Origin of the sequence: Lachnoclostridium sp. (genome assembly GCF_031997925.1) — a bacterium.
GTDB lineage: Bacteria > Bacillota > Clostridia > Lachnospirales > Lachnospiraceae > Lachnoclostridium.
Map to the genome: position 1 here is coordinate 41,905 of NZ_DAMADT010000012.1, position 23,295 is coordinate 65,199.

The window sequence follows — 23,295 nt, forward strand, 5'->3', positions numbered from 1 at the left end:
TTGTAGAATCTAAGATCTTCATTATTCTTCAGTAGCTTTCTTTGCAAGTGCAATAGAAAGTTCCTCTAACTGTTTGTCATCTACAACATTTGGTGCATCTGTTAATAAACAGGAAGCATCCTTAACTTTAGGGAACGCGATTACATCACGGATGGAATCCTCTTTTGCCATCAGCATGACAAGACGATCTAAACCGTAAGCTAAACCTGCGTGTGGTGGAACACCATATTTGAATGCATTTAATAAAAATCCGAAACGCTCATAAGCCTCTTCCTTCGTAAATCCGAGAACTTCAAACATCTTTTCCTGTACATTATTCTGGAAGATACGGACACTACCGCCGCCTACTTCTGTACCATTCAATACGATATCGTATGCTTTCGCACGTACTTTACCTGGGTCAGTTTCAAGAAGTGAAAGGTCTTCATCCATAGGCATTGTAAATGGATGATGCATCGCTGTATATCTTCCCTCTTCTTCTGAGTACTCAAGTAATGGGAACTCCGTTACCCATAAGAAGTTATAAGTATTCTTATCTAAAATTTCTAGATTTCTAGCGATTTCAAGACGAAGATTACCAAGAACATCGAATACCACTTTATCTTTGTCTGCTGCAAAGAACAGAAGGTCTCCTGGCTTTCCTTCCATTGCCTCTACCAATGCAGATAATTCTTCCTCTGTCATGAATTTAGAGAAGGAAGACTTATAAGTTCCATCTGCATTAATACTTAAGTAAGCTAATCCTTTGGCTCCATAACCTTTTGCAAATTCAATTAAAGCGTCTATCTTCTTACGTGGCATTTCACCCTGTCCATTTGCATTGATACCACGAACAGAACCACCATTTTGTAAAGCACCAGTAAATACTGCAAATCCACAGTCCTTTACAAGTTCTGATACGTTCTTTAATTCCATGCCAAATCTGGTATCTGGTTTATCAGAACCGTAACGGTCCATTGCTTCTCTCCATGTCATTCTTTGAATTGGAAGAGAAACATCGATACCAATTGATTCTTTAAACATCTTCTGTAATAAACGCTCATTGACAGAGATTACATCATCTACATCAACAAAGCTAAGTTCCATATCGATCTGAGTAAATTCTGGCTGTCTATCAGCACGAAGGTCCTCATCACGGAAGCACTTAACAATTTGGAAATAACGGTCATAACCACTCACCATCAATAACTGCTTAAAAATCTGTGGTGACTGTGGAAGCGCGTAAAAATTACCTGGATGCACACGGCTTGGTACAAGATAGTCTCTCGCACCTTCAGGTGTAGATTTAGTTAACATTGGAGTCTCTATCTCAAGAAATCCTTCGTCTGATAAGAACTGTCTTGTTAAGGTAGCTACTTTACTACGAAGCATTAAGTTACGTACTAAGTCTGGTCTTCTTAAATCAAGATAACGATATTTTAAACGTAATTCTTCTTTTGTCTTTGAATCTTCTTCAATTGGAAATGGAGGTGTTTCAGATTCTGATAAGATACGTAACTCTGTCGCTCTAACTTCAATGGTACCTGTTAACAGATTTTCATTCACTGCACCAGAACGAGTTTCTACCTTACCAACAACTGCTACAACAAATTCACTACGTAGCTTGCAGGCTTTCTCAAATCCTTCTGCTCCGATATCACCCTCTTCAAAGATAATTTGTAATAAACCAGAACGGTCTCTTAAATCTACAAAGATTATGCCGCCCTTATTTCTGCTCTTTTGTACCCAGCCCATTACTGTTACTATTTCACCAACATTACTGTTGCTAAGCTCTGTACAACGATGAGTTCTGTGTAATCCCTTCATTGACTCTGCCATGTCAAATCCTCCTATTTCCAATCTTATTCTTATCAAATTATTATTTCTCTACACTTTCAAACATACCATGTGAAATCTTCTCACACTTGAAAACATGCCTATTTAGTAGTAGGCACTTTACATAGAGTTAATCTATGGTTTCATCCAAGAATTAATTTGCAAGAAATTATAGTGGTACTTTATAGCACTATAATTTCTTATGCATTCTTAAGGATAAAATCTGCAATATTCTCTAGTGGAAGCTCCGTTTGTTCTCCGGTTTCCATATTCTTTACGTTGGCTTTTCCATTCGCTAGCTCATCTGCTCCTAGAATTACCGTATTTTTTGCCCCAATCTTATTTGCATATTTCATCTGTGCTTTTACGGAACGATCCATGTAATCTGTTTCTGTAATGATTCCTTCACTACGAAGTTTGGTCACAAGCTGGTAAGCAGCTGCTTTTGCTTCTGCTCCAAGAATACCAACATAAAGTTCTATCGCTGGTTGTGGTGGTAACGAAACTTCTTCTTTTTCAAGAAAATATAAAATACGTTCGATTCCCATACCAAATCCAACACTTGGAATGTCCTGTTTTTCATCAATTTCATGAACTAATCCGTCATAGCGACCACCGCCACATAAGGTAAATCCATCTTCATTCACAAATTCAAATACCGTCTTTGTATAATAATCTAGTCCTCTTACGATACCAGTATCAATTTCAAATGGAATATTTAATGTATGAAGGAGACTCTGTAATTCTTCAAAGTGATTTTTACACTCTTCATCTAAATATTCAATTGTTCTAGGTGCATCCTTTACAATTTCTTTGCAAGCAGCTTCCTTACAATCAATTACACGAAGCGGATTCTTTTGCATACGCTCTTTACATGTTGGACATAAATGATCTTCGTGCTTTCTTAAGTAAGTTAAAAGTGCTTCATTATAGGTAGCTCTGCAGTTTTTACAACCGATGCTGTTGATATGAAGCTTTGCTTTCTTTAATCCGATTTCCTTTAGAAAGGTTGTGATTAAAGTAATTAATTCAACTTCTGCCAAAGGACTTTTGGAACCAACAAATTCAACACCAAACTGATGATGCTGACGTAATCTACCACTTTGTGGTTGTTCATAACGAAATGCTGGCGTTACATAAAAGAGTTTCGTTGGCCCACTTTCCGCATATAAGTTATTCTCTAAGTAAGCACGAATAGCACCAGCAGTTCCCTCTGGTTTTAGTGTTATGCTACGGTCTTTCTTATCTAGAAATGTGTACATCTCTTTTTGAACGACATCTGTTGTTTCTCCCACTCCACGTTGAAAAAGAATTGTATGCTCAAATACCGGAGTAATAATTTCTTTTATATTATAAGCTTTGCATAGCTTTCTTGCCAACTCTTCAATTAACGTTCTTTTATACATATTGTCCCCGTACCAATCAAGGGTTCCTTTTGGGCGTTGCGTAATCATATGATCCTCCATTCTGGCGCTTTAACGTCTTTATAGTAACATTAGATATTCGTGTCCTCACACAAACTATTTAGATTACCAAATCAATATACTTCTTAATACAGCTCTACTTCAGATTTGGCCATAGAGTTATTATTTACATAAATAACATAGTCACGTATCGGTTCAAACTCTTTGGAATGGACAAAACGCAAGAATGCCAAAAAAATCTCCATATCAAAATTCTTTACTTCATCTATCATAAGCTCAATTGCTGTATCTACTTCGAAAGAAGATCGATAAGCTCGTTCCGTCACTAGTGCTGCAAATACATCACAGGTACGAAGAATTCTTGCCCCATACGGGATTGCATTTCCTGACAAATTGTCAGGATATCCTGAACCATCAAAGTTTTCATGATGGTGATATATTGAAGTTAATACTTCCACCGAGTGACAGCGATGATCTTTTAAAATCTGAGCTCCAAGCTCTGGGTGGAGCCTTATATACTTCATTTCTTCTATCTTTAAGGTATCATTCTCTTTACCATCTAGATATTCACCAAGCTTTAATTTTCCAATATCATGCACGATTCCTGCCTCTGCAAGCTCTAAACAAATCTTTTCTGATAAATTAAGCTCTTTTGCTAAAGAGTAAGCAAGATTGCTTACCAATATTCCATGAGAAATAGCTTCTTCTTTAATCTCCTCACATAAACCAGGATAATCTAATCCACGAATGATTGCTATTCCAGTAGCAGAAGGTGCTGATAGATTTCCGAATGCATAGGAGTTTTCTTTTTGAATTAGCCCAAGTTCTTCTTTTTGATTAAATCCTAATATCCCCATTCTTATAAGTCCTTTACGGAATTTCTTAAGAAATCTTTCTTTCTTTGGATCATCTCGTCAATACGTTCTGTATAGTCAATTACACTTTTCACGTTCTCTACTCGTTCGATACGATTTTCCTTATGAAATACAAACTTCGAAGAACCTCCAGCACCAAGTGCCAGGATTGTTTGTTTTTCTTCCATAATTAAGATATTATAGATTCCTTCTTTTCCATGTCTTGCATAACCAACGTTTTCAAGATTTTCGGCCATATTCTTTTGACGATATAAGTAATACGGATCATAGCTATTTTCTTTCGCAAATTTCACTGTTTCTGCTAGCATGTCAATAACGCGAACTGCTTCCATATCCTTGTATTGTTCCTTTTGCGTATTCAATCTAGCAGCCCTCTTTATGGCAAGTGTATGCACGGTCAAACTATCTGGATTCATTGACTTAATTCTATCAAGAGTATATATGACATCAGAAGGATTTTCTCCGCTTAGACCGATAATAATATCCATATTGATATTATCATGGCCAATCTCCCTTGCTAAGTAAAATGCTTCTTCAATCTGAGTAGCGGTATGTTTTCTTCCTATTAAATCCAAGGTTTTCTGTCGCATGGATTGAGGATTAATCGATATTCTTGATACACCAAAGTCTTTTAATACCTTTAGTTTCTCTCTAGTAATACTATCCGGTCGTCCTGCTTCCACGGTTAGTTCCTTTAGCCCTTTGATACCAAAATAATGGTCGACCTTAGTTAGTAGGTACTCTAATTGCTTCGCGCTAAGTGTCGTTGGGGTGCCACCTCCGACATAAATAGTGCTTAATGGTTTCTCTAAACAAGTAGATGCATATTCCATTTCCTTCGTTAAAGCCATCAGATATGGCTCCACTAAGTGCTGGGAGCGTTCCAATGGATAAGAAGTAAAAGAACAGTAATGGCAGGTACTAGGACAAAATGGGATACCAATGTAAATACTATGCCCATTTTGATAGCTAAGATCCTTTAGTATTTCATGCTCACGCTTTGCTACGTTGAGACTTAATGCAATCTTTTCATCAGAGCAATAGTATTCCTCTTTTAGATACTTCACTATGTCTTCTTCTGTAACCCCATCTTCAAGTCTCTCGAGTACTTGTTTGGTAGGACGTATCCCGGTCATGATTCCCCAAGGAAGAGCCTCCTTTGTATAGTCAGAAAGAAGCTGGTAGAGTACACGCAAAAGAGCATTACGATATATACTTCTTGTTAGCGGATATTCGGATAAGATTTCCTCTTCGCTTTTCGTTAGAATAGCATCCTCATATAAGGAAACCTTAAATCGGTCTAGGAATAGTCGTAAGACAAGCGTTGTCTCAGTAGACAGCGCTTGTTCCGTTTCTGTTTGATATTTCTTTATATTAATTTCTTCTTTTGGGTAGAATGACTTTAGCAAAGGCGCTATGTCCTGCTCGTAATCCTCCCCAATCATCGTTACTTGCATCATCTAATAAAAACTTCCCTCTCCATTCACATACGGATTATTTTGCATCTCATACCCAATGCTTGTGCTACAGCCATGTCCAGGATATACCTTTACTTCTTTTGGTAAGTGAAATAACCGCTCATTTATCGATTTTATTAACACTTCACTATTCCCAGTTGGAAAATCGGTACGTCCAACTGATTCAAAAAATAATGTATCTCCACTTAGAAGAATCTGTTCATCCGGAATGTAATAGCATACGGAGCCTTTTGTATGTCCTGGAGTATGAAGCACGACAAATTCAATCTCAGCAAATTGAATTTTCTCAAGGTCCCGCAAACTTTCTACAGGGGCTAAAGTAAGTGACTTACCAAAAATGGAAGAGCAATTAAGCCCCGGATTCGCAAGAAGCTCACGCTCTGACTCATATGCATAGATGGAAACTCTCGTAAGTGCTGCTAGCTCCTGTGCAGCCATGATATGATCAAAGTGTCCATGCGTTAGCAATATAGCTTTTACGCTGAGTTCATTACGATTTAAATGTTCTAAAATACGTTCGCATTCATCCCCTGGATCAACTACTACTGCATCCTTTGTATCTTCATTGCTGAGGATAAAGCAATTTGTTCTGATCTCACCAAGGGTAAGCATATCAATCCTAATCTTACTCATAACTTCCTCCAAATCCATCATAGAATAAATAGCATATTCGTGTAATTATGCTTACCATTTATAGCTTTCATTCCTATGCGTTCACAATACCTTAAGTCTTATCTTATTAATTAGCCGGTAGTACGTTCAATATCAATTACACTCTCAATTCCTCGAAGCTTACCAATAATGAAATGCATCTGTTCCACTCCATTAATTTCAAAACCCACACTAATCGTTGCGGTACCTTGTTTACTCGTTCTTACCGTCATAGAGATGACGTCAATTTTATTTTCTGTAAAGATTCTTGATACATCGAGTAAAACTCCATTCCGATTGTTCGCATAGATTTTAATCTCAGCAGTGTATAAGCCAGCATTTTTCTTATCCTCTTGAATATTCCACTCAGCATCAATTAATCGTTCCCTATCTTCATATGGAAGGTTAATCATATTAATACAATCGGTACGATGTATGGAAACTCCACGTCCTCTTGTAACAAATCCAACGATTTCATCTCCTGGTACTGGTGAGCAACACTTTGAAAAATGGACAGCAACATCATGAATTCCTTGTACTACAATACCACCTTTGGATTTCATAACTGCTGGTCGGTCAAACTTCACATCTGCAATTGTTTCAAGGACCTTCTCATCGGTCATTTCTTTCCGATTCTTCTTTGTAAATTCCTCTTGCAGTTTATTGATAACCTGGCCCTCTTTTAATCCACCATGTCCTACCGCTGCATAAACGGATTCCCAGTCACGGAAACCGTATTTTTTCATTACAACATCCATAAACTCATGTTTTAATAAGTCACTCATGGTAATTGCCTTGGATTTACAGTATGCAACAAGCATCTCTTTACCGCGGATGATATTATCTTCTTTTAACTCTGTTTTAAACCATTGATTAATCTTATTTTTTGCCTGAGTACTCTTAACTATATTGAGCCAATCTCTACTTGGGCCTTTCGAATTTTGTGATGTCATGATTTCAATACGGTCACCATTTTGAATCACATAGTCAATAGGAACAAGTCTTCCATTCACCCTAGCGCCAACCATCTTGTTTCCAACCGCACTATGAATACTATAGGCAAAATCTACTGGGTTGGAACCAGCTGGCAGATTTTTTACATCTCCCGTTGGAGTAAAGCAATAAACGCTATCTGAAAATAAATCTAAATCATTCTTTAATAAACTTAAAAATTCTTTATTATCCGATAAATCTCTTTGCCACTCAAGTATTTGACGAAGCCAGGTAAGCTTTGCTTCTTCGGTATCTCTATTATTTTTACCATCCTGACCTTCTTTATATTTCCAATGCGCAGCAATACCATATTCTGCAGTACGATGCATTTCAAAAGTACGAATCTGTATTTCAAAAGGCTGTCCATTCGGACCAATTAAAGTGGTATGAAGAGACTGATACATATTTGGTTTAGGCATTGCGATATAATCTTTAAATCGTCCCGGTATCGGTTTATACATCTCATGAATGACTCCGAGAGCTGCATAGCAATCCTTCACAGTGTCCACAACAATTCGTACCGCAAATAAGTCATAGATTTGCTCTAAGGTTTTTCCTTGATTTACCATCTTTTTATAAATACTAAAGAAATGCTTAACTCGACCATCTATCTTTGCTGAAATATTTGCTTCGTTAATATGTTTTCCAACATCCTCTACGATGCTATTAATAAAAGCTTCCCGCTCTTCTTTTTTTGATGCAATTTTCTCATTCAGTTCCTTATAGATTTCAGGTTCTAGGTACTGTAGTGATAAATCATCCAGTTCTATCTTTATTTTAGAAATACCAAGACGTTGTGCTATTGGGGCATAGATATCCATCGTTTCTCTGGATTTTTCTATTTGCTTTTTAGGCGTCTGGTACTGCATCGTTCTCATATTATGAAGTCTGTCTGCCAACTTAATTAGAATAACACGGATATCCTTTGCCATGGCAAGAAACATCTTACGTAGATTTTCAGCCTGGATTTCCACCTTATCCTTCGAATAATTTAATTTGGTTAACTTCGTAACACCATCCACTAGCAGTGCTACTTCTTCTCCGAACTCTTTTGTAAGCTCTGCTACGGTTAATACTGTGTCCTCCACAACATCATGAAGAATTCCTGCGACAATTGTTTCCTTGTCAAGTTCTAATTCTGCAAGAATAATCGCTACACAAAGTGGATGTATAATATACGGTTCTCCTGATTTTCGCAGCTGATCCTTATGTGCAAAAGTCGCAATTTTATAGGCCTTCTCAACGATTCCTACATCAGTGGATGGGTGATAGGCACGAATGGTCTTAAGCAAAATCTCATAGAGCTCCTCAGGACTCGTAAAATCAGATGGAACAACACCTATTTTGCGGTCTTTTTGATATTTGATGGCAGTTTCATCCTGCATTAAGTCGGTGCTATTTTTCAGAATAGCACTTCCATCCTTTAGAATGGGACTTTCATTCTTCAGAAAAGCACTTCCATCCTTTTGAATAGAAGTGTCATTTTGAATAATGCCACAATCATTATGAAGTTTTTTCGGTTCTAAGTTTGTGTCTGTACTCTGATTTAACGATTTCTCCATAAGAACCATTCCTTTCATTTTTGGGGGGCTTATAAGCTTATCTTCCTATTATAATAAGTAAAGTTGAAAAAATCAATCTTTTTGACATTCTATGACTGTTCTTCGTCCAATTTCATGCGATTTTAGAAAGATTTGAACGAAAAAAGAGTGTACAAACCCATTTCCTACATTAAGACAGTATCTTTCCGCAAAAGAAAGACACCCCCCATCTGCTTAAAATAGTAATTTTGTACACCCTCCAATTATGCTGCTTTATTTACCAGCATATTTTATGATAGAAGCTACATCATACCCCTTTAACTTCTCTCTTCCCTTAAGTCCTTCTAATTCCATAAGGAAAACAATCTTAACAACTTCTCCACCCAATTGTTCAATTAACTTTGTGATTGCTTCAATAGTTCCTCCAGTAGCAATTAGATCATCAATAATGACAACCTTTTGTCCTGGTTTAATGGAATCTTTATGCATTTCAATCGTAGCCGTACCATACTCTAATGCATATTCCATCTCAACGGTTTCACAAGGAAGTTTTCCCTTTTTACGAACTGGGATAAATGCCTTATTTAAATTATATGCAATCGGTACTCCAAAGATAAACCCTCTGGATTCTGGACCGACAATTACATCAAAATCAAGCCCATTTAGGTTTTCTTGCATCTGATCAATGGACATCTTTAAACTATCTTTATCTTGTAAAACACTTGTTACATCGCGAAAAACAATACCTTCCTCAGGGAAATCCGGAATACTTCTAACATACTCTTCTAGTTTCTTCATCTTTTAACATCATACCTTTCTTTCACTCTTGAAATCATGGCTTTTTAGTAGGTTGCATACCCCATCTACTCACAGATACTGTACTGCCAGAATAAGAAGTGCGAAAATTGCCTTTTATTTATGCACAGGTTTTTTAGACAAAAGATTTATCGTTCGCCTGTCATATTTCACTTAACTTAAACTATTATATCACTAATCCTTTCAAATGGTAAAGAATTTTATTGTAAATCATTAAATTCCATGAAATTTATTTTAAATCATTAAATTCTTGCAACAAGGAATTGATTTCTTCTTTTTCAAATCGATCAAAGAATTCATTTCTCTTTTCTGTTAATTTTATAGGCTTCTTATGATTGTAACGAAATGCTTCCTGTAAGTTGCTTTCTTCATATTCAAATCGATCGGAAATCATGTTCCAAATCTTCTCACCAATCTTAGTATTAACCATTAATATACTAGTACCCTTATTGTCAAACATTTCTGGTTTTGCATACTGTATTCCCCAAAAATCACCCATCGTTAAATCCCCAACCCGATTGGTGTATACAAAAGAACACTGGCTGCAAGCAGGTCTTGCAATATTATCTTTAATAAAACTACGATAATAATTATTCCTTCTCGCGCGGAGCTTTAACGGCTCCCGATTTGCAAACTCAACAACCATGGTATTATCTAGGGCTAGCCATCCCTTCGATTTATCTCTGAAGTTAATTTTTTTAACCTTTGAATGAAAACGTGACTCTAAATACTGTACATACCTGCGAAATACAAGTGGAGATGGACCCGCATGGCATAGTACTTCGCTTACAATAAGATTATCATATCTTTTCCTTAAAAATGCACGGAGCCCTGCAGCCTCACATGGTAGAGAAGAATAAAGAACCGTTTCTCCTTTCTCTAAAAGGCTCTTAACCTTTCGGAACATTCCAGTAAAATCACTCTTAGTATACTTAGCACCATAGAATTCCTTTGCTTCCTCCATGGTGTGTGCAATCGAAGAAACTGCATTCATATCGTTATCAAACTTAACACCGACTACATATCCATTCAATTCTTCAATTACATATTGGACCAGTTCTGGAAAGATACCACCGGAAGAACTATTTGTTCTCACCTTAAGTTTTTTATTATTTACTGCGTATACTAAGGGGTAACTTTCTGTATTAAAGTTCGTCTGCGGATTTTCTTTTTTTGCGTTAGTAGTCGTCTGTGAATCTTCCTTTTTAACGTTAGTAGTCGTCTGTGGATCTTCCTTTTTAGCGTTAGTAGTCGTTTGTGGACTTTCCCTTTTTGCGTTTGCTATCGTTTTGGGATCTTCTTTTTTTGCGTTAGTAATCGTCTGTGGATCTTCTCTTTTTTCATACTTAATCGTCTGAGGGTTTTCTCTTTTTACACAGACCTTTTTACAAAGCATACATTTGACACACTTATCATGATCCACAACCGGATAGATAAATCCTTCCTCATCCGCCTTCATTTCAATAGCATTATAAGGACATACTTCTCTACAAGCAGTACATCCACAACACTCGATTTTTTTTATATCCGTTGGACAGTCGACATATGTCTCATAACTGGCTAATCTTATTAATTGGCTTAATTTTTTCTTATGCTCATTTCTAAAGTCTTTGATACGTTTTCTAAATTCCTGTAGATTATTTTCGTAGGTTGCCAATAAGGAGTTGTAGATATTAATATCTTTTAATGTTGAAAAGTCGGAAAGGATAAGGCTAGATAATCCTAATTCTTTTAAGATTCCTGCTTCTAATACCTCCTGTGTTTTTTCCGATAGTAATAAAAATGGTTTTTCATATAGAAGAGCCATAAACGAGATAAATCCTGAATCCGTAATTACAACCTTGGCATGACGAAGATAAGATAAGAACTCTCTAATATCTTGATTTGTATAGTTTTTTACGCTTTTAAGTTCTGCATTTTCCATCCTATTTGATACTAACTTAAGGCCTTTATCATCCAAAAGAAAATTAAGAAACTCTAATTTTTCCTCAGAAGGACGCTCATAATAAGCGAGAAGATAATCTTCGTTAATTAATTTCTTCTTTGCAAGAGGGCGATAGCTTTTTTGTTGCATTAAGAGGATAGAATCTCGTAAATAATGGATTGGATAATATTCCTTAATGGCATTATTTTTTACCTTCTGCCACATTCTCTCACCGGCCACTAAATATATATCGAATAATTTATAATATCCAACATCATCACTTAGCCTTGAACTTCCTTCCACAACATTATAAAACTCATAAGCAAGTTCTTTTGGCCCTCGCTTTTCTTCCTCACTATTTGAAAAGGAATGGTGAATTACAACTGACATATGTTCCATTTCTTTTAACGCTTCCTGCAAAGCATAAGTAGACAACCAAACATCTAGATTCATATCATTTAGATCTGCTACAATTCCTATTTTCATACAATAGTTCCTTTCCATCTTGCGTCTTCGTGTAGTAATTAATCAAATTACGTGACATGTCCACTTTCGATTAAATTATTGTATGATTACTATCCCCAAAGTAATTTGTAGTATGTATCTGGCTAAATTAGAAACTTTTATAAAAAATGTCTATCCTATTTTTGTAAATGAAAAAATAGCGAATAAAAAAGAAGTAAGGAACAAAAAATTCTCTAGAAAGCATCCTTGCTTCTTGTTGAATTTTTTCCTTACTTCTTTTACATTAATAATTAGTCTTAATCGTCTATTGCTAGTCCACTACCTCTTTTGTTGCAGTGTCTTTTGTTACTATGTCTTTAGCTACTTTATTTTTTAAATCATTAAAGCTTTCTAATAACGGATTAATGTTTTCTTTTCCTAAACGTTTGAAAATCTCAGTGCGTTCTGGCTTATATGGGCACGGCTTGCTGTGGTTATATTTAAACAGTTCTTTTATACTTTTTTCCTTCATATTGAAAGAATCTTTTAACTCTTCAAGAACCTTTTTACCTTTTTCTGTATTTACCATAATAGCACTAGTCCCTTTATCATCAAACATTTCTTCATCAATGTGGTGTATTCCCCAGAAGTCTCCAATGGTAATGTCACCCACACGACTTCTACCAACAAAACTACACTGGGAACATCCTGGACGCTGAATGTTATCTAATAAGAAGTTTCTAAAATAATTATTTCTTCTTGAATTTACTACAAGTGGCTTACGGTCTTTAAATTCAATCACCATACTACACTTATGAATTAACCAACCATCCCTCTTATCACGGAATACCACATTGGTTATCGGAGACTTATATTTTATAGAGAGGAACTTTAGGTAATTTTTAAATACCTTTGGTGATGGTGCAGCATGACATAAGATTTCGCTAATGAATAGATTCTCATAATCTTTTCGTAAATATGCTTTTAAGCCAGCACATTCACATGGTAACCCTGAATATAAGACAAATTTACCCTCATTTAACTGTTCTTTTACCTTGGCATATACACCATCAATCTCACTCTTAACATACTTTGATCCATAGAATGCTTTTACATCATTCATTGTTCTAGCTGAGGTTGAAACTGCATTCATGTTCTCATCAAATTTTACACCAAATACAACACCTTCACGCTGTTCAATTGCATATTTTGATAATACGTGGAAGACACCTCCAGAGGTACTAATCATTCTTGCACTCTCATCCTTATTAATTGCACAATAAACTTTTGGATAATCTGGTTCATAGGAAACGATCTGAGAATTTTCTTTTTTCACACATACTCTTTCGCATAGCCCACAATGGATACACTTTTCCTTATTCACATGTGGGTAATAAAATCCTTCCTTATCCATTACCATTTGTATAGCATCGGTAGGACATACCTCTTTACATGCATAACAACCACAACACTCACCACGAGTTATTTTAGTGGGACAGTTAACTGGCTGATCGAGGTTGTAAGCTCCTACCAATTCAAATAGATAATCCGTCAACTCTTCGCGATACTTCTTTAATTGTTTGCTGACTTTGTTCGGATGTTTTATGTTATATGCCGTCAATGAGGTATTCGATAGCTTCATTGTACAATAGTTATCCATCAAGGATAGTTTTTGTAAAAATCGTTTGATTTTTCCTTGTGTCATTCCCTGATCATAACAAATTAACGGCTTTTTCATTAAGATTGCAAAATACGCGGTTGTAAAAGAATCAGTAACTACTAATTTTGCATCACGAATATATGCCAAGTATTCCGATGGAGTAAATATTTCTGTAACCTTTTCAAATCCATAATAGGTACGATTATACGCTTTCGAGATTACCTCTAGATTATTTGCCCTTGCAATTTTTCGTATGGAGGGAATAATGCCACTTTTGTCAGTTTCACTATCCATAAAAACATAGGCCTGATTCTTTATCGTCTCTCCCATGATCTTCTCATAATCTTCCAAACCACAAAGCATCAATGTCTCTGTTATCTCGGCCTTTGGTTCGAAACTTCTTTGGTAAAAGTCTATATAATTCGCAGTAGAGTTTGTTGTATCAATGGTGGCTTTGTAATTAACAATCACAAAGCTATCCGTTCTTTCTGATTTATTTGGATTCAAAGATAATTTTTCTTTAATAAAACCTTCCATGGCGGTCTTAGCCTCATTCATGTCCACATGGACATGTTGGCGCCCGCTTAAAGCGTCAAGTAAGTTCCTTTTACGAGTGGTTCTAACGGCTTTGTAAGTAATATTGTCCCTCTTACGATACCAATAGCAATCTACAGCCTGATCCTCTAATACTTTTTTCACTGCATATGCTTGCAAAAGACTTTCCAGCTCAGGTTTTGCATAGCCGATGATTCCAATCTTCATGATAAGAACCTCCCTTCTATCTAATCTATTACAGTATATAAGAGTTAGACAAGTTATGCAATCTAATTTTTTAATATAAAATAGAGTAAAACAAGGAAAATTTCGTATCATGAACTGTCCTCGTTATGAATAAAAACGTTTCAAATTACCTATTTCTGATATATTGGCAGTGTGAAACAAGAAAAAGCACAACTCGTTACCTTTCATAAATAAAAAAATTAATAACTTATATTTATGTTATGTCATGAGCACTTGGTTAAAAATACCAAGGTAGGAAAAGAAATGTTAGGATATATCGCATGAAAAAAGTAAGAAATAATCACAAGTCAAGTTTGAAACAATATGGTAAAATTATAGTTAAAAAGATGTTTTTATAGGAGGTCTTAACTTGAACAAATCTTCCTTGCTTAATAATCGCATGATTCAATATGCTCATAAAGATTTAGATGATGTATATTATGACCTTGGAACCTCACCAAATGGTCTAAGTATAGAACAAATAGAGGTTATGCAAAAAACTTATGGTGAAAATAGTATTGGTAGTAAATCAGATACCATTTTGTTTCGGCTACGTAGAGCCTTTATTAATCCGTTTACAATAATATTGTTCGTACTAGCCATGGTTTCTTTGGTAACAGATTTTTTTCTACCCTCAAATTTTAGTAAAAATATAACCACCGCGATTATCATCAGCGTTATGATATTAATTAGTGGTACAATTCGTTTAATTCAAGAAATGAAATCCAAAAATGCTTCTGATCGTTTGGATCGGTTAATAAATACTTCCATCCATGTAAAAAGAGAGGGTGTAATTATTAATGTCCCTGCAGAAAAATTGGTCGTAGGTGATTATATTTATTTATCTGCGGGTGATTTCATACCGGCAGATATCCGTCTTACTTCAACAAGTGATTTATTTGTTTCTCAAGCTGCCATTACAGGAGAAAGTGCCATTCTCGAAAAAAACAGCGATAAACATGATTACACAGAGCAAATGGCTTTTTCCCAATATAAAAACCTTACTTATATGGGGGCTACTGTTATAAGTGGAAAAGGTGAGGGCATTGTTTTAGCAGTTGGAAAAGACACCCTATATGGTAATTTTGTAAAACCGAATGCTCAAGCTTCCACCAGCTTTGAAAAAGGTGCTAACTCAATTGCCTGGGTTATGATTCGCTTTATGGCTATTTTAATTCCTGTTGTATTTGTAGTTACCGGAATAACAAAAGGAAATTGGCTCGAATCCTTTTTATTTTCCTTATCCATAGCGGTTGGACTAACACCTGAAATGTTACCTATGGTTATTACAACTTGCCTGGCAAACGGCAGTATACAAATGTCGAAGAAACAGACAATAATCCGTGATATCAATGCCATGCAAGCATTTGGTAGTATGGATGTTTTATGTATGGATAAAACCGGCACTCTGACCAATGATTCTATTTTGTTAGAATATTATATCGATGTCTTAGGAAATGAAAGCAATACGGTATTAGATTTAGCTTACTTAAATAGCCTGTATCATTCTGGAATAAAAAATCCAATCGATGAGGCAATCCTTCGCTGTGAAACCATGCCCGAAAAACAAGCCTATTATAAAAGTTTAGCAGAACAATATCTAAAACTCGATGAGATACCTTTTGACTACAATCGTAAATATGTCAGTACATTGGTTACGGATAATTTCGGGAAGCACTTCCTTATTATGAAAGGTGATATTGACCAAGTTTATTCGAAATGTAGCTTTGTGGAATATCAAGGGAATCTTCTTCCTATCACAGAGGATGGCAGAAATAGTATTGCTGCAGTAATCGATGAAATGTTAGAGGATGGTATGAAAGTTATTGCTGTTGCTAGAAAAGAACTTGACCTTAATAACGTAACTGTTTTAGATGAATCTGACATGATTTTATTAGGATATCTTGTGTTTTTTAATGCTCCTAAAAAATCAGCAGCACAATCCATTACAAAGCTAAAAAATCTTCAGGTAAAACCTAAGATTCTAACGGGGGATCATGCGCAGATAGCATTATCCATCTGTCGTAGAGTTGGGATAGAGTCAGATCAGATATTAACAGGTTCAAATCTTAACAACCTATCAGATCTGGAATTACGTCAAACCGTCGAACAGACCAATGTATTTGCTGAATTAACTCCAAGTCAAAAGGTTAGAGTTTTAACAGCATTGCAGGAAAATGGACATACCGTTGGATTTCTAGGCGATGGTATGAATGATATCCCTGCCATGTGCGAAGCGGATGTCAGTATTTCCGTAGATACTGCCGTTGATGCTGCAAAAGACATTGCAGATGTTATTCTTTTGCAAAAGGATTTAAATGTTTTAGAAGAAGGTATTTTAGAAGGAAGAAAAACATTTGCAAACATGCAAAAATATATAAAGGTTACAGCAAGTTCGAATTTTGGTAATATATTTTCCATTGTGTGTGCCAGTGCCTTCTTGCCTTTCCTTCCAATGACAGCGATTCAAATCTTAATTTTAAACTTATTATATGACACACTTTGCATCGTACTTCCATGGGATCAAGTGGATGAGGAGGATATTTCTTCACCAAGGGAATGGTCTGGAAAAAGACTCGGAAAATTTATGCGATTTTTTGGGCCTATCAGCTCCATATTCGATATTATTACTTTCCTATTTTTATATTTTATTCTCTGCCCAAGCCTTAGTGGAGGATTGCTATTTACTCAATTGACTGATCCAGTGACAAAACTTCAATATATATCCTTATTCCAAACTGGATGGTTTTTAGAATCGATGTGGACACAGGTTTTAATCATCCACATGTTACGTACGAAAAAAATACCATTCCTTCAAAGTAAGGCGTCAACACCTGTTCAACTAATAACGGTGTTTGGAATCATCTTAATTTCAGGACTTACCTTTACACGCGTTGCAGGTTTACTAGGACTTATGATGCTTCCAGCTTGGTATTTTCTATTTCTACTTGCAATCGTTATCAGCTATATGCTCTTAACTACAGCTGCAAAACATTTCTATATTAAGAAATATCATGAACTAATTTAAGGAGGACGAATTCATTATGAAAAAAAATTCAAGTTTTATTACAGTGGATTCTGCTCTTGTTAATTGGATTCGCGATAAAATAAATACAGAACAGCCAATCTCTGAATATACAAAAGAACTTCTTCAAGGAATAGATGATCTAATTCAAAATGAAGTTTCTACACTAATGTTAAGTATGGCTAATAATTCAAAAAATTTTATAGATAATTTAGATGTTGACATTTTTGCTGGAGACCTTTCTATCCTCCCAAAAAGCAGAAAAGTTCTACGCCAGAATTTAGAAATCAACTTAACACCGAAAGAATTTGACATTCTATATTTTCTTGCCCAAAACAGAGGAAACGTTTTTACGAAAGAACAGATTTATCAAGCAGTTTGGGAAGAAGATTATCTAATGGCGGATAGTAATATCATGGCATTTATTCGAAAACTCCGTAAAAAAATAGAGCCAAATCCAGATGAACCTGAATACATTATTACCATATGGGGAATAGGATACAAATTTAATGACCAATACTAAACTTAACAGATGCATTTTCAATTAATATCTAACAAGAAAAACGAGTTTCGTGTACTTTTTCTTTTCATGAATAGAATTATTATGCTTAATAGCAAGAAAATCGCAAGAATTTTGCTCTTGGATTTGACTTACCTTTCCATTATACTTACTGATGGGTAAATAAAAATCAGTAAGTATTACCCCAAAATATAAAAAATAAAGAAAAAAGGAGGAAAAGCAGATGGAATCCGGAAACTCGGAAGGCCGAAGTTCCAATGACATATACCCACCCGGATATAATATATTCCGGAAGAACATGAAGATAGAACTACGGACACTATCTGTTTTTCTGAATATGTATATATCCTAATCGGTTTATGTCTCGCTTCCAAAAAATGTAAACAATAAAGAGGTTCGACATATGAACAAAAAAAGAAACCATAATGTTTCTGCAAAACAAATTGCAGAAACAAAAGCACGTAGAGATAAAGCGAATAAAACAATTACCTTTGTAGCTACGAATCCTATCGATACTCTATTACAAAAGCTAGATACATCTATGGATGGACTTTCTGAAAAAGACGTGCTTGAAAGCCGTTTATCGCATGGTAGCAACAAAGTTACCCAGGAAGAGAAAAAACCCATAATACAAAAATTAGCAGGTGCTTTCATTAATCCTTTTACAATTATTTTATTGTGCCTTGCTATCGTATCCACCATAACAGATATTATCTTACCATTAAAACAAAACGCTCCCGATGATATAAATCCAATTACGGTAATTATTATCCTAACTATGGTTTTCATCTCTGGTACTTTGCGTTTTGTGCAAGAGGCACGTTCTGGTAATGCTGCTGAAAAATTACTTGCCATGATTACAACGACTTGTACGGTAGATCGCCTGGAAGAAAAGAAGATGGAAATTCCGTTAGAGGATGCTGTTGTTGGCGATATTATTCACCTTGCTGCTGGTGATATGGTACCCGCGGATGTACGAATTTTAAGTGCAAAAGACTTATTTATCAGTCAATCCTCACTGACTGGTGAAAATGATCCAATAGAAAAGCTTCCTATTGTATATGATACTGCGTGTGATGCCATTACGGATTATACCAATATTGCATTTATGGGAAGTAACGTGATAAGTGGTAGTGCTACTGCTGTTATTATCACTGTCGGTGATGATACTCTCTTTGGTTCCATGGCTTCTTCTGTTGCTGGCGAAGCGGTAGAAACTAGCTTCACAAAAGGCGTAAACTCTGTCTCTTGGGTTTTAATCCGATTTATGCTAGTCATGGTTCCTATCGTATTTGTCATTAATGGCCTTACGAAAGGTGATTGGCTTGATGCCTTTTTGTTTGCCATATCAATTGCAGTAGGACTTACACCAGAAATGTTACCAATGATTGTGACCACTTGCCTTGCAAAAGGCGCAGTGTCTATGTCTAAGAAAAAGACGATTGTTAAGAATTTAAATTCCATCCAGAATTTTGGAGCTATTGATATTCTCTGTACTGACAAAACTGGTACATTAACTCAGGATCAGGTTGTTTTGGAATATCACTTAAACGTTATGGGTAAGGAAGACAATCGTGTACTTCGTCATGCTTATTTGAACAGTTATTTTCAAACAGGATATAAGAATTTAATGGACCTTGCTATCATACGAAAGACAGAAGAGGAAGAAGCCTCAGATCCGTTGCTACTTGATTTATCTGCAACTTATGTCAAAGTTGATGAAATTCCGTTTGACTTTACTCGCCGTCGTCTTTCCACCGTGGTAAGCGATAAAAATGGCAAGACACAAATGGTCACCAAAGGTGCGGTAGAAGAAATGCTCTCTGTCTGTTCTTATGTAGAATTTAATGGCAAAGTAGAGCCTTTAACAGAAGAACTAAAATCGAATATTTTTGAAACAGTAAATGCATTTAATGAGGATGGAATGCGTGTTATTGCCGTTGCTCAAAAAACAAATCCCTCTCCTGTCGGTGCATTCGGGGTAAAAGATGAATGCGACATGGTGTTAATCGGTTATCTCGCTTTTCTTGATCCACCAAAAGAATCCACGAAAGATGCGATTAAAGCTCTAAAAGCTCATGGCGTTACAACAAAAATCCTCACAGGGGATAACGATAAGGTTACACGTTGTATCTGCAAGCAAGTCGGTTTGGAGGTTGATAATCTGCTCCTCGGTGCAGATATTGATTCTATGACCGATGAAGCACTTGCAAAAGCTGCAGAAACCACGGATGTATTTGCAAAGCTTTCACCAGATCAGAAGTCCCGTGTTGTAACTGTTCTTCGAAACAGTGGTCATACTGTTGGTTTTATGGGGGATGGTATTAACGATGCAGCTGCAATGAAAGCTGCTGACATAGGTATTTCCGTTGATACCGCAGTGGACATTGCAAAGGAATCCGCAGATATTATTCTATTAGAAAAAGATTTAATGGTCTTAGAAGAAGGCATTATTGAAGGTAGAAAAACCTATGCCAATATGATTAAATATATCAAGATGACAGCTTCATCTAACTTTGGTAACATGTTTTCGGTATTGGTAGCTTCCGCATTACTTCCTTTCCTTCCGATGATGAGCGTACACTTAATTGTTTTAAATCTCATTTATGATCTATCATGTACTGCGATACCTTGGGATAATGTAGATAAAGAGTTTCTTACCGTTCCTAGGAAGTGGGATGCTTCTTCTGTTGGAAGTTTTATGATTTGGATAGGCCCAGCAAGTTCCGTCTTTGACTGGTTGACCTATGCCTTTATGTATTTCGTATTCTGCCCGATGTTTGTATCGAATGGTGTTTTATTCCATAACCTTGCAAGTCACTACTCTGGTTCAGCATTACTACAAATGCAAGCAAGTTATGCAGCCATGTTCCAGGCCGGATGGTTTGTTGAATCCATGTGGAGCCAAACTCTGGTAATACACATGATTCGTACACCAAAACTACCATTTATACAGAGCCACGCGTCCTCTCCTGTGACACTACTCTCCTTTACTGGAATTGCGGTATTAACTATCATTCCATTTACCGCTTTAGGAACAGTACTTGGATTTGTAGCTCTTCCAATGGCATACTTTGCTTTTCTACTTCCTTGCATTCTATCGTATATGGTATTGGCAACCATCCTAAAGAAAGCATATATAAGACATTATGGTGAGCTTTTATAAGACATTATGGTTTAGCTTTTATAAGAACGAAATTTTAATAACCATATAGAATAGATAAAAGTGCTGTTATACGAGCGATTGAAAGTCGTTCGTATAACAGCACTTTTTGATTTTATAGGTCTATCCGGGTTACTTTCATGATGATGTTATTTCTATATGTATGATTACAAATTGTAATTTTATATAGTTGTATGATATAATAATAGAAAATTATGGTATCTTTTATCATATTAAAATATAATTATTGCAGAAGTTAAAATAGAACTAGCCTCCATTCATATGTACTATAAAAAATCCCCTTCCTCTGCGAGATATCTTCTATAAATCTTAACACACTTGGGGATTGTTGGTTTTACTAAAAAAGAGAAAGGATTTCGGTATGAAAAAAACCATAATATTTTGTTTCGTTATCGTAGTATTTGCAGGACTATTCGTTTCATGCTCATCAAAAAAAAGTAATTACAGTCTTCGTTTAGTTATTGATTCATGGTCAGACCAAGATATTGATTATCCGGAAAAAGAATTTTTATTTGAGGATATTGCATCGAAGGAAACGTACAATATTTCTCTTGAAGGTGACTCAACCTACTATTTAAGAAAGTTTAAAGTAATTAAAGTTGATGAAAATTCTATCACTATATCAACACCTATACCGCTTTCTGATAAGGATGACGGCATTAACCTTAATTCTAAAGAAAAAAAATTCACCATTGAATATGGCAAATCTACTAGGTTAAATACACTGATTATGGATGGTGGGGAATGGTATGTTTTTACTTTAGTTGATAAAGAATAAAAAGACCTGAAGCTTCCTTTGTTTTGAAGAAGAAAAGAGGGGTAAACTACGTTTCTCCCTCTTTTCTATAATTCATGACAAGTGAATTGGCTTGCCAATTCTTCTTATTCTATTTAAATTCTTGCTATATCAATCAAACTTAATTCACCATCGGCAACATTTTCTAAACTTGTTAGTAATGCATTCGCTGTATCAAGGGAAGTTAAGCAGGTAACACCTGTTTCAATTGACATACGGCGGATTACGAAACCATCTCTGGATTTATCTCGTCCCTGGGTTGGAGTATCCACCACTAAGTCAATCTCATGTCCAAGAAGTAGGTCTAGGATGGTCGGAGATTCTCCGTCTACCTTCTGAACCGGAATAGCATCCACTCCGTTTTCATTTAGAACCCTTGCGGTACTTCTAGTAGCGTAGATTTCATATCCAAGAGCTTTAAATCTTCTACCTACCGTTACTGCTTCTAATTTATCTGCATCCTTTACAGTAAGAATCATCTTCTTATGCTTTGGAAGATTGATACCCGCACCAAGGAATGCCTTATATAATGCTTCATTGAAAGTTCTTGCGATGCCAAGGCACTCACCTGTTGACTTCATTTCTGGACCTAAACCAATGTCAGCTCCACGTAGTTTCTCGAAGGAGAATACAGGCATTTTAATCGCAATATAATCTGCTTTTTTTGCAAGTCCTGTGCCATATCCTAAATCTGCAATTTTTTCTCCAAGAACTGCCTTCGATGCAAGCGAAACGATTGGAATATTGGTTACCTTACTAATGTATGGTACCGTACGTGAGGATCTTGGGTTAACCTCAATAACGTAAACTTCTTCATTGTATACGATGAACTGGATATTGATTAAACCGATTACATTTAAGGACTTCGCTAATTTTCTTGTATAATCAACGATTACATCCTGTACCTTATTACTTATACTCTGAGCAGGATATACAGAGATACTATCTCCTGAGTGAATACCTGCTCTCTCGATGTGCTCCATGATACCTGGGATTAAGATATCCTCACCATCACATACCGCATCCACTTCCACTTCTTTCCCCATCAAATACTTATCTACAAGGATTGGATGTTCCTGTACATTTCGGTTAATGATTTCCATAAACTCACGGACATCATCATCACAGATTGCGATTTGCATTCCTGCACCGCCAAGTACGTAGGAAGGCCGAACAAGAACTGGATAACCCAAATGATTAGCTGCCGTAATTGCTTCCTCTGTGGTAAATACAGTCTTACCAGCAGGTCTTGGAATACAGCATTTCTCTAGAATTTCGTCGAATAACTCACGATCTTCTGCAGCATCAACATTTTCTGCACTGGTTCCTAAGATTGGAACTCCCATCTTAAGAAGTGCTTCGGTTAATT

General features: G+C 36.0%; 14 protein-coding genes. 4 read left to right on the forward strand and 10 right to left on the reverse strand.

The window, feature by feature from the left end:
- Positions 1-21: 21 nt before the first annotated feature.
- The 9 genes from aspS to RTP52_RS09950 form a co-directional block, all read right to left on the reverse strand.
- Positions 22-1,818, reverse strand: a complete 1,797-nt coding sequence (aspS, locus tag RTP52_RS09910) for an aspartate--tRNA ligase (protein ID WP_312106235.1) — start codon at positions 1,816-1,818, stop codon at positions 22-24.
- A 197-nt stretch (positions 1,819-2,015) separates the two neighbouring features.
- Entirely contained in the window at positions 2,016-3,269 is a 1,254-nt protein-coding gene (gene hisS / locus RTP52_RS09915; protein ID WP_312106237.1) for a histidine--tRNA ligase, read from the reverse strand.
- A 95-nt stretch (positions 3,270-3,364) separates the two neighbouring features.
- Complete coding sequence (locus RTP52_RS09920; protein ID WP_312106239.1) at positions 3,365-4,096, reverse strand: HD-GYP domain-containing protein; 732 nt, start codon at positions 4,094-4,096, stop codon at positions 3,365-3,367.
- Between the two features lie 2 nt (positions 4,097-4,098).
- Entirely contained in the window at positions 4,099-5,574 is a 1,476-nt protein-coding gene (gene hemZ / locus RTP52_RS09925) for a coproporphyrinogen dehydrogenase HemZ (protein WP_312370943.1), read from the reverse strand.
- A complete protein-coding gene (locus tag RTP52_RS09930) occupies positions 5,575-6,225 on the reverse strand; it encodes an MBL fold metallo-hydrolase (protein WP_312370945.1) in 651 nt (216 codons plus the stop codon).
- 110 nt (positions 6,226-6,335) lie between these two features.
- Positions 6,336-8,621, reverse strand: coding sequence for a RelA/SpoT family protein (locus RTP52_RS09935; RefSeq protein WP_312106472.1), 2,286 nt, complete (start codon positions 8,619-8,621; stop codon positions 6,336-6,338).
- Between the two features lie 429 nt (positions 8,622-9,050).
- Positions 9,051-9,575 (reverse strand): adenine phosphoribosyltransferase, encoded by a 525-nt coding sequence (locus RTP52_RS09940; protein WP_312106468.1) that lies wholly within the window; start codon positions 9,573-9,575, stop codon positions 9,051-9,053.
- A gap of 247 nt (positions 9,576-9,822) precedes the next feature.
- Positions 9,823-12,003: a Coenzyme F420 hydrogenase/dehydrogenase, beta subunit C-terminal domain gene (locus RTP52_RS09945; RefSeq protein WP_312370947.1), complete on the reverse strand. Its 2,181-nt coding sequence runs from the start codon at positions 12,001-12,003 to the stop codon at positions 9,823-9,825.
- A 289-nt stretch (positions 12,004-12,292) separates the two neighbouring features.
- Positions 12,293-14,383: a Coenzyme F420 hydrogenase/dehydrogenase, beta subunit C-terminal domain gene (locus RTP52_RS09950; RefSeq protein ID WP_312370949.1), complete on the reverse strand. Its 2,091-nt coding sequence runs from the start codon at positions 14,381-14,383 to the stop codon at positions 12,293-12,295.
- Positions 14,384-14,771: 388 nt separating this feature from the next.
- On the opposite strand from RTP52_RS09950, the gene mgtA (RTP52_RS09955) reads away from it, so the two are divergent.
- From mgtA (RTP52_RS09955) to RTP52_RS09970, 4 genes are all read left to right on the forward strand, one after another.
- On the forward strand, positions 14,772-17,429 hold the full coding sequence (gene mgtA / locus RTP52_RS09955) for a magnesium-translocating P-type ATPase (RefSeq protein WP_312370951.1): 2,658 nt from the start codon (positions 14,772-14,774) through the stop codon (positions 17,427-17,429).
- Between the two features lie 16 nt (positions 17,430-17,445).
- Entirely contained in the window at positions 17,446-17,949 is a 504-nt protein-coding gene (locus tag RTP52_RS09960; RefSeq protein WP_312370952.1) for a winged helix-turn-helix domain-containing protein, read from the forward strand.
- Positions 17,950-18,349: 400 nt separating this feature from the next.
- Positions 18,350-21,112, forward strand: coding sequence for a magnesium-translocating P-type ATPase (gene mgtA / locus RTP52_RS09965; protein ID WP_312370954.1), 2,763 nt, complete (start codon positions 18,350-18,352; stop codon positions 21,110-21,112).
- Between the two features lie 379 nt (positions 21,113-21,491).
- The gene (locus RTP52_RS09970) at positions 21,492-21,908 is read left to right on the forward strand and encodes a hypothetical protein (RefSeq protein ID WP_312370955.1); all 417 of its coding nucleotides are present in this window, start codon (positions 21,492-21,494) and stop codon (positions 21,906-21,908) included.
- Between the two features lie 113 nt (positions 21,909-22,021).
- Here the strand turns inward: RTP52_RS09970 and RTP52_RS09975 are convergent.
- A partial coding sequence (locus RTP52_RS09975) for an ATP-binding protein (protein WP_312370956.1) occupies positions 22,022-23,295 on the reverse strand: 1,274 nt, incomplete at its 5' end.

Coding starts and splice junctions, on each gene's coding strand:
- aspS (WP_312106235.1), bottom strand. CDS start 1,818: ATGGCAGAGTCAATGAAGGGATTACACAGAACTCATCGTTGTACAGAG.
- hisS (WP_312106237.1), bottom strand. CDS start 3,269: ATGATTACGCAACGCCCAAAAGGAACCCTTGATTGGTACGGGGACAAT.
- RTP52_RS09920 (WP_312106239.1), bottom strand. CDS start 4,096: ATGGGGATATTAGGATTTAATCAAAAAGAAGAACTTGGGCTAATTCAA.
- hemZ (WP_312370943.1), bottom strand. CDS start 5,574: ATGATGCAAGTAACGATGATTGGGGAGGATTACGAGCAGGACATAGCG.
- RTP52_RS09930 (WP_312370945.1), bottom strand. CDS start 6,225: ATGAGTAAGATTAGGATTGATATGCTTACCCTTGGTGAGATCAGAACA.
- RTP52_RS09935 (WP_312106472.1), bottom strand. CDS start 8,621: ATGCAGGATGAAACTGCCATCAAATATCAAAAAGACCGCAAAATAGGT.
- RTP52_RS09940 (WP_312106468.1), bottom strand. CDS start 9,575: ATGAAGAAACTAGAAGAGTATGTTAGAAGTATTCCGGATTTCCCTGAG.
- RTP52_RS09945 (WP_312370947.1), bottom strand. CDS start 12,003: ATGAAAATAGGAATTGTAGCAGATCTAAATGATATGAATCTAGATGTT.
- RTP52_RS09950 (WP_312370949.1), bottom strand. CDS start 14,383: ATGAAGATTGGAATCATCGGCTATGCAAAACCTGAGCTGGAAAGTCTT.
- RTP52_RS09960 (WP_312370952.1), top strand. CDS start 17,446: ATGAAAAAAAATTCAAGTTTTATTACAGTGGATTCTGCTCTTGTTAAT.
- mgtA (WP_312370954.1), top strand. CDS start 18,350: ATGAACAAAAAAAGAAACCATAATGTTTCTGCAAAACAAATTGCAGAA.
- RTP52_RS09970 (WP_312370955.1), top strand. CDS start 21,492: ATGAAAAAAACCATAATATTTTGTTTCGTTATCGTAGTATTTGCAGGA.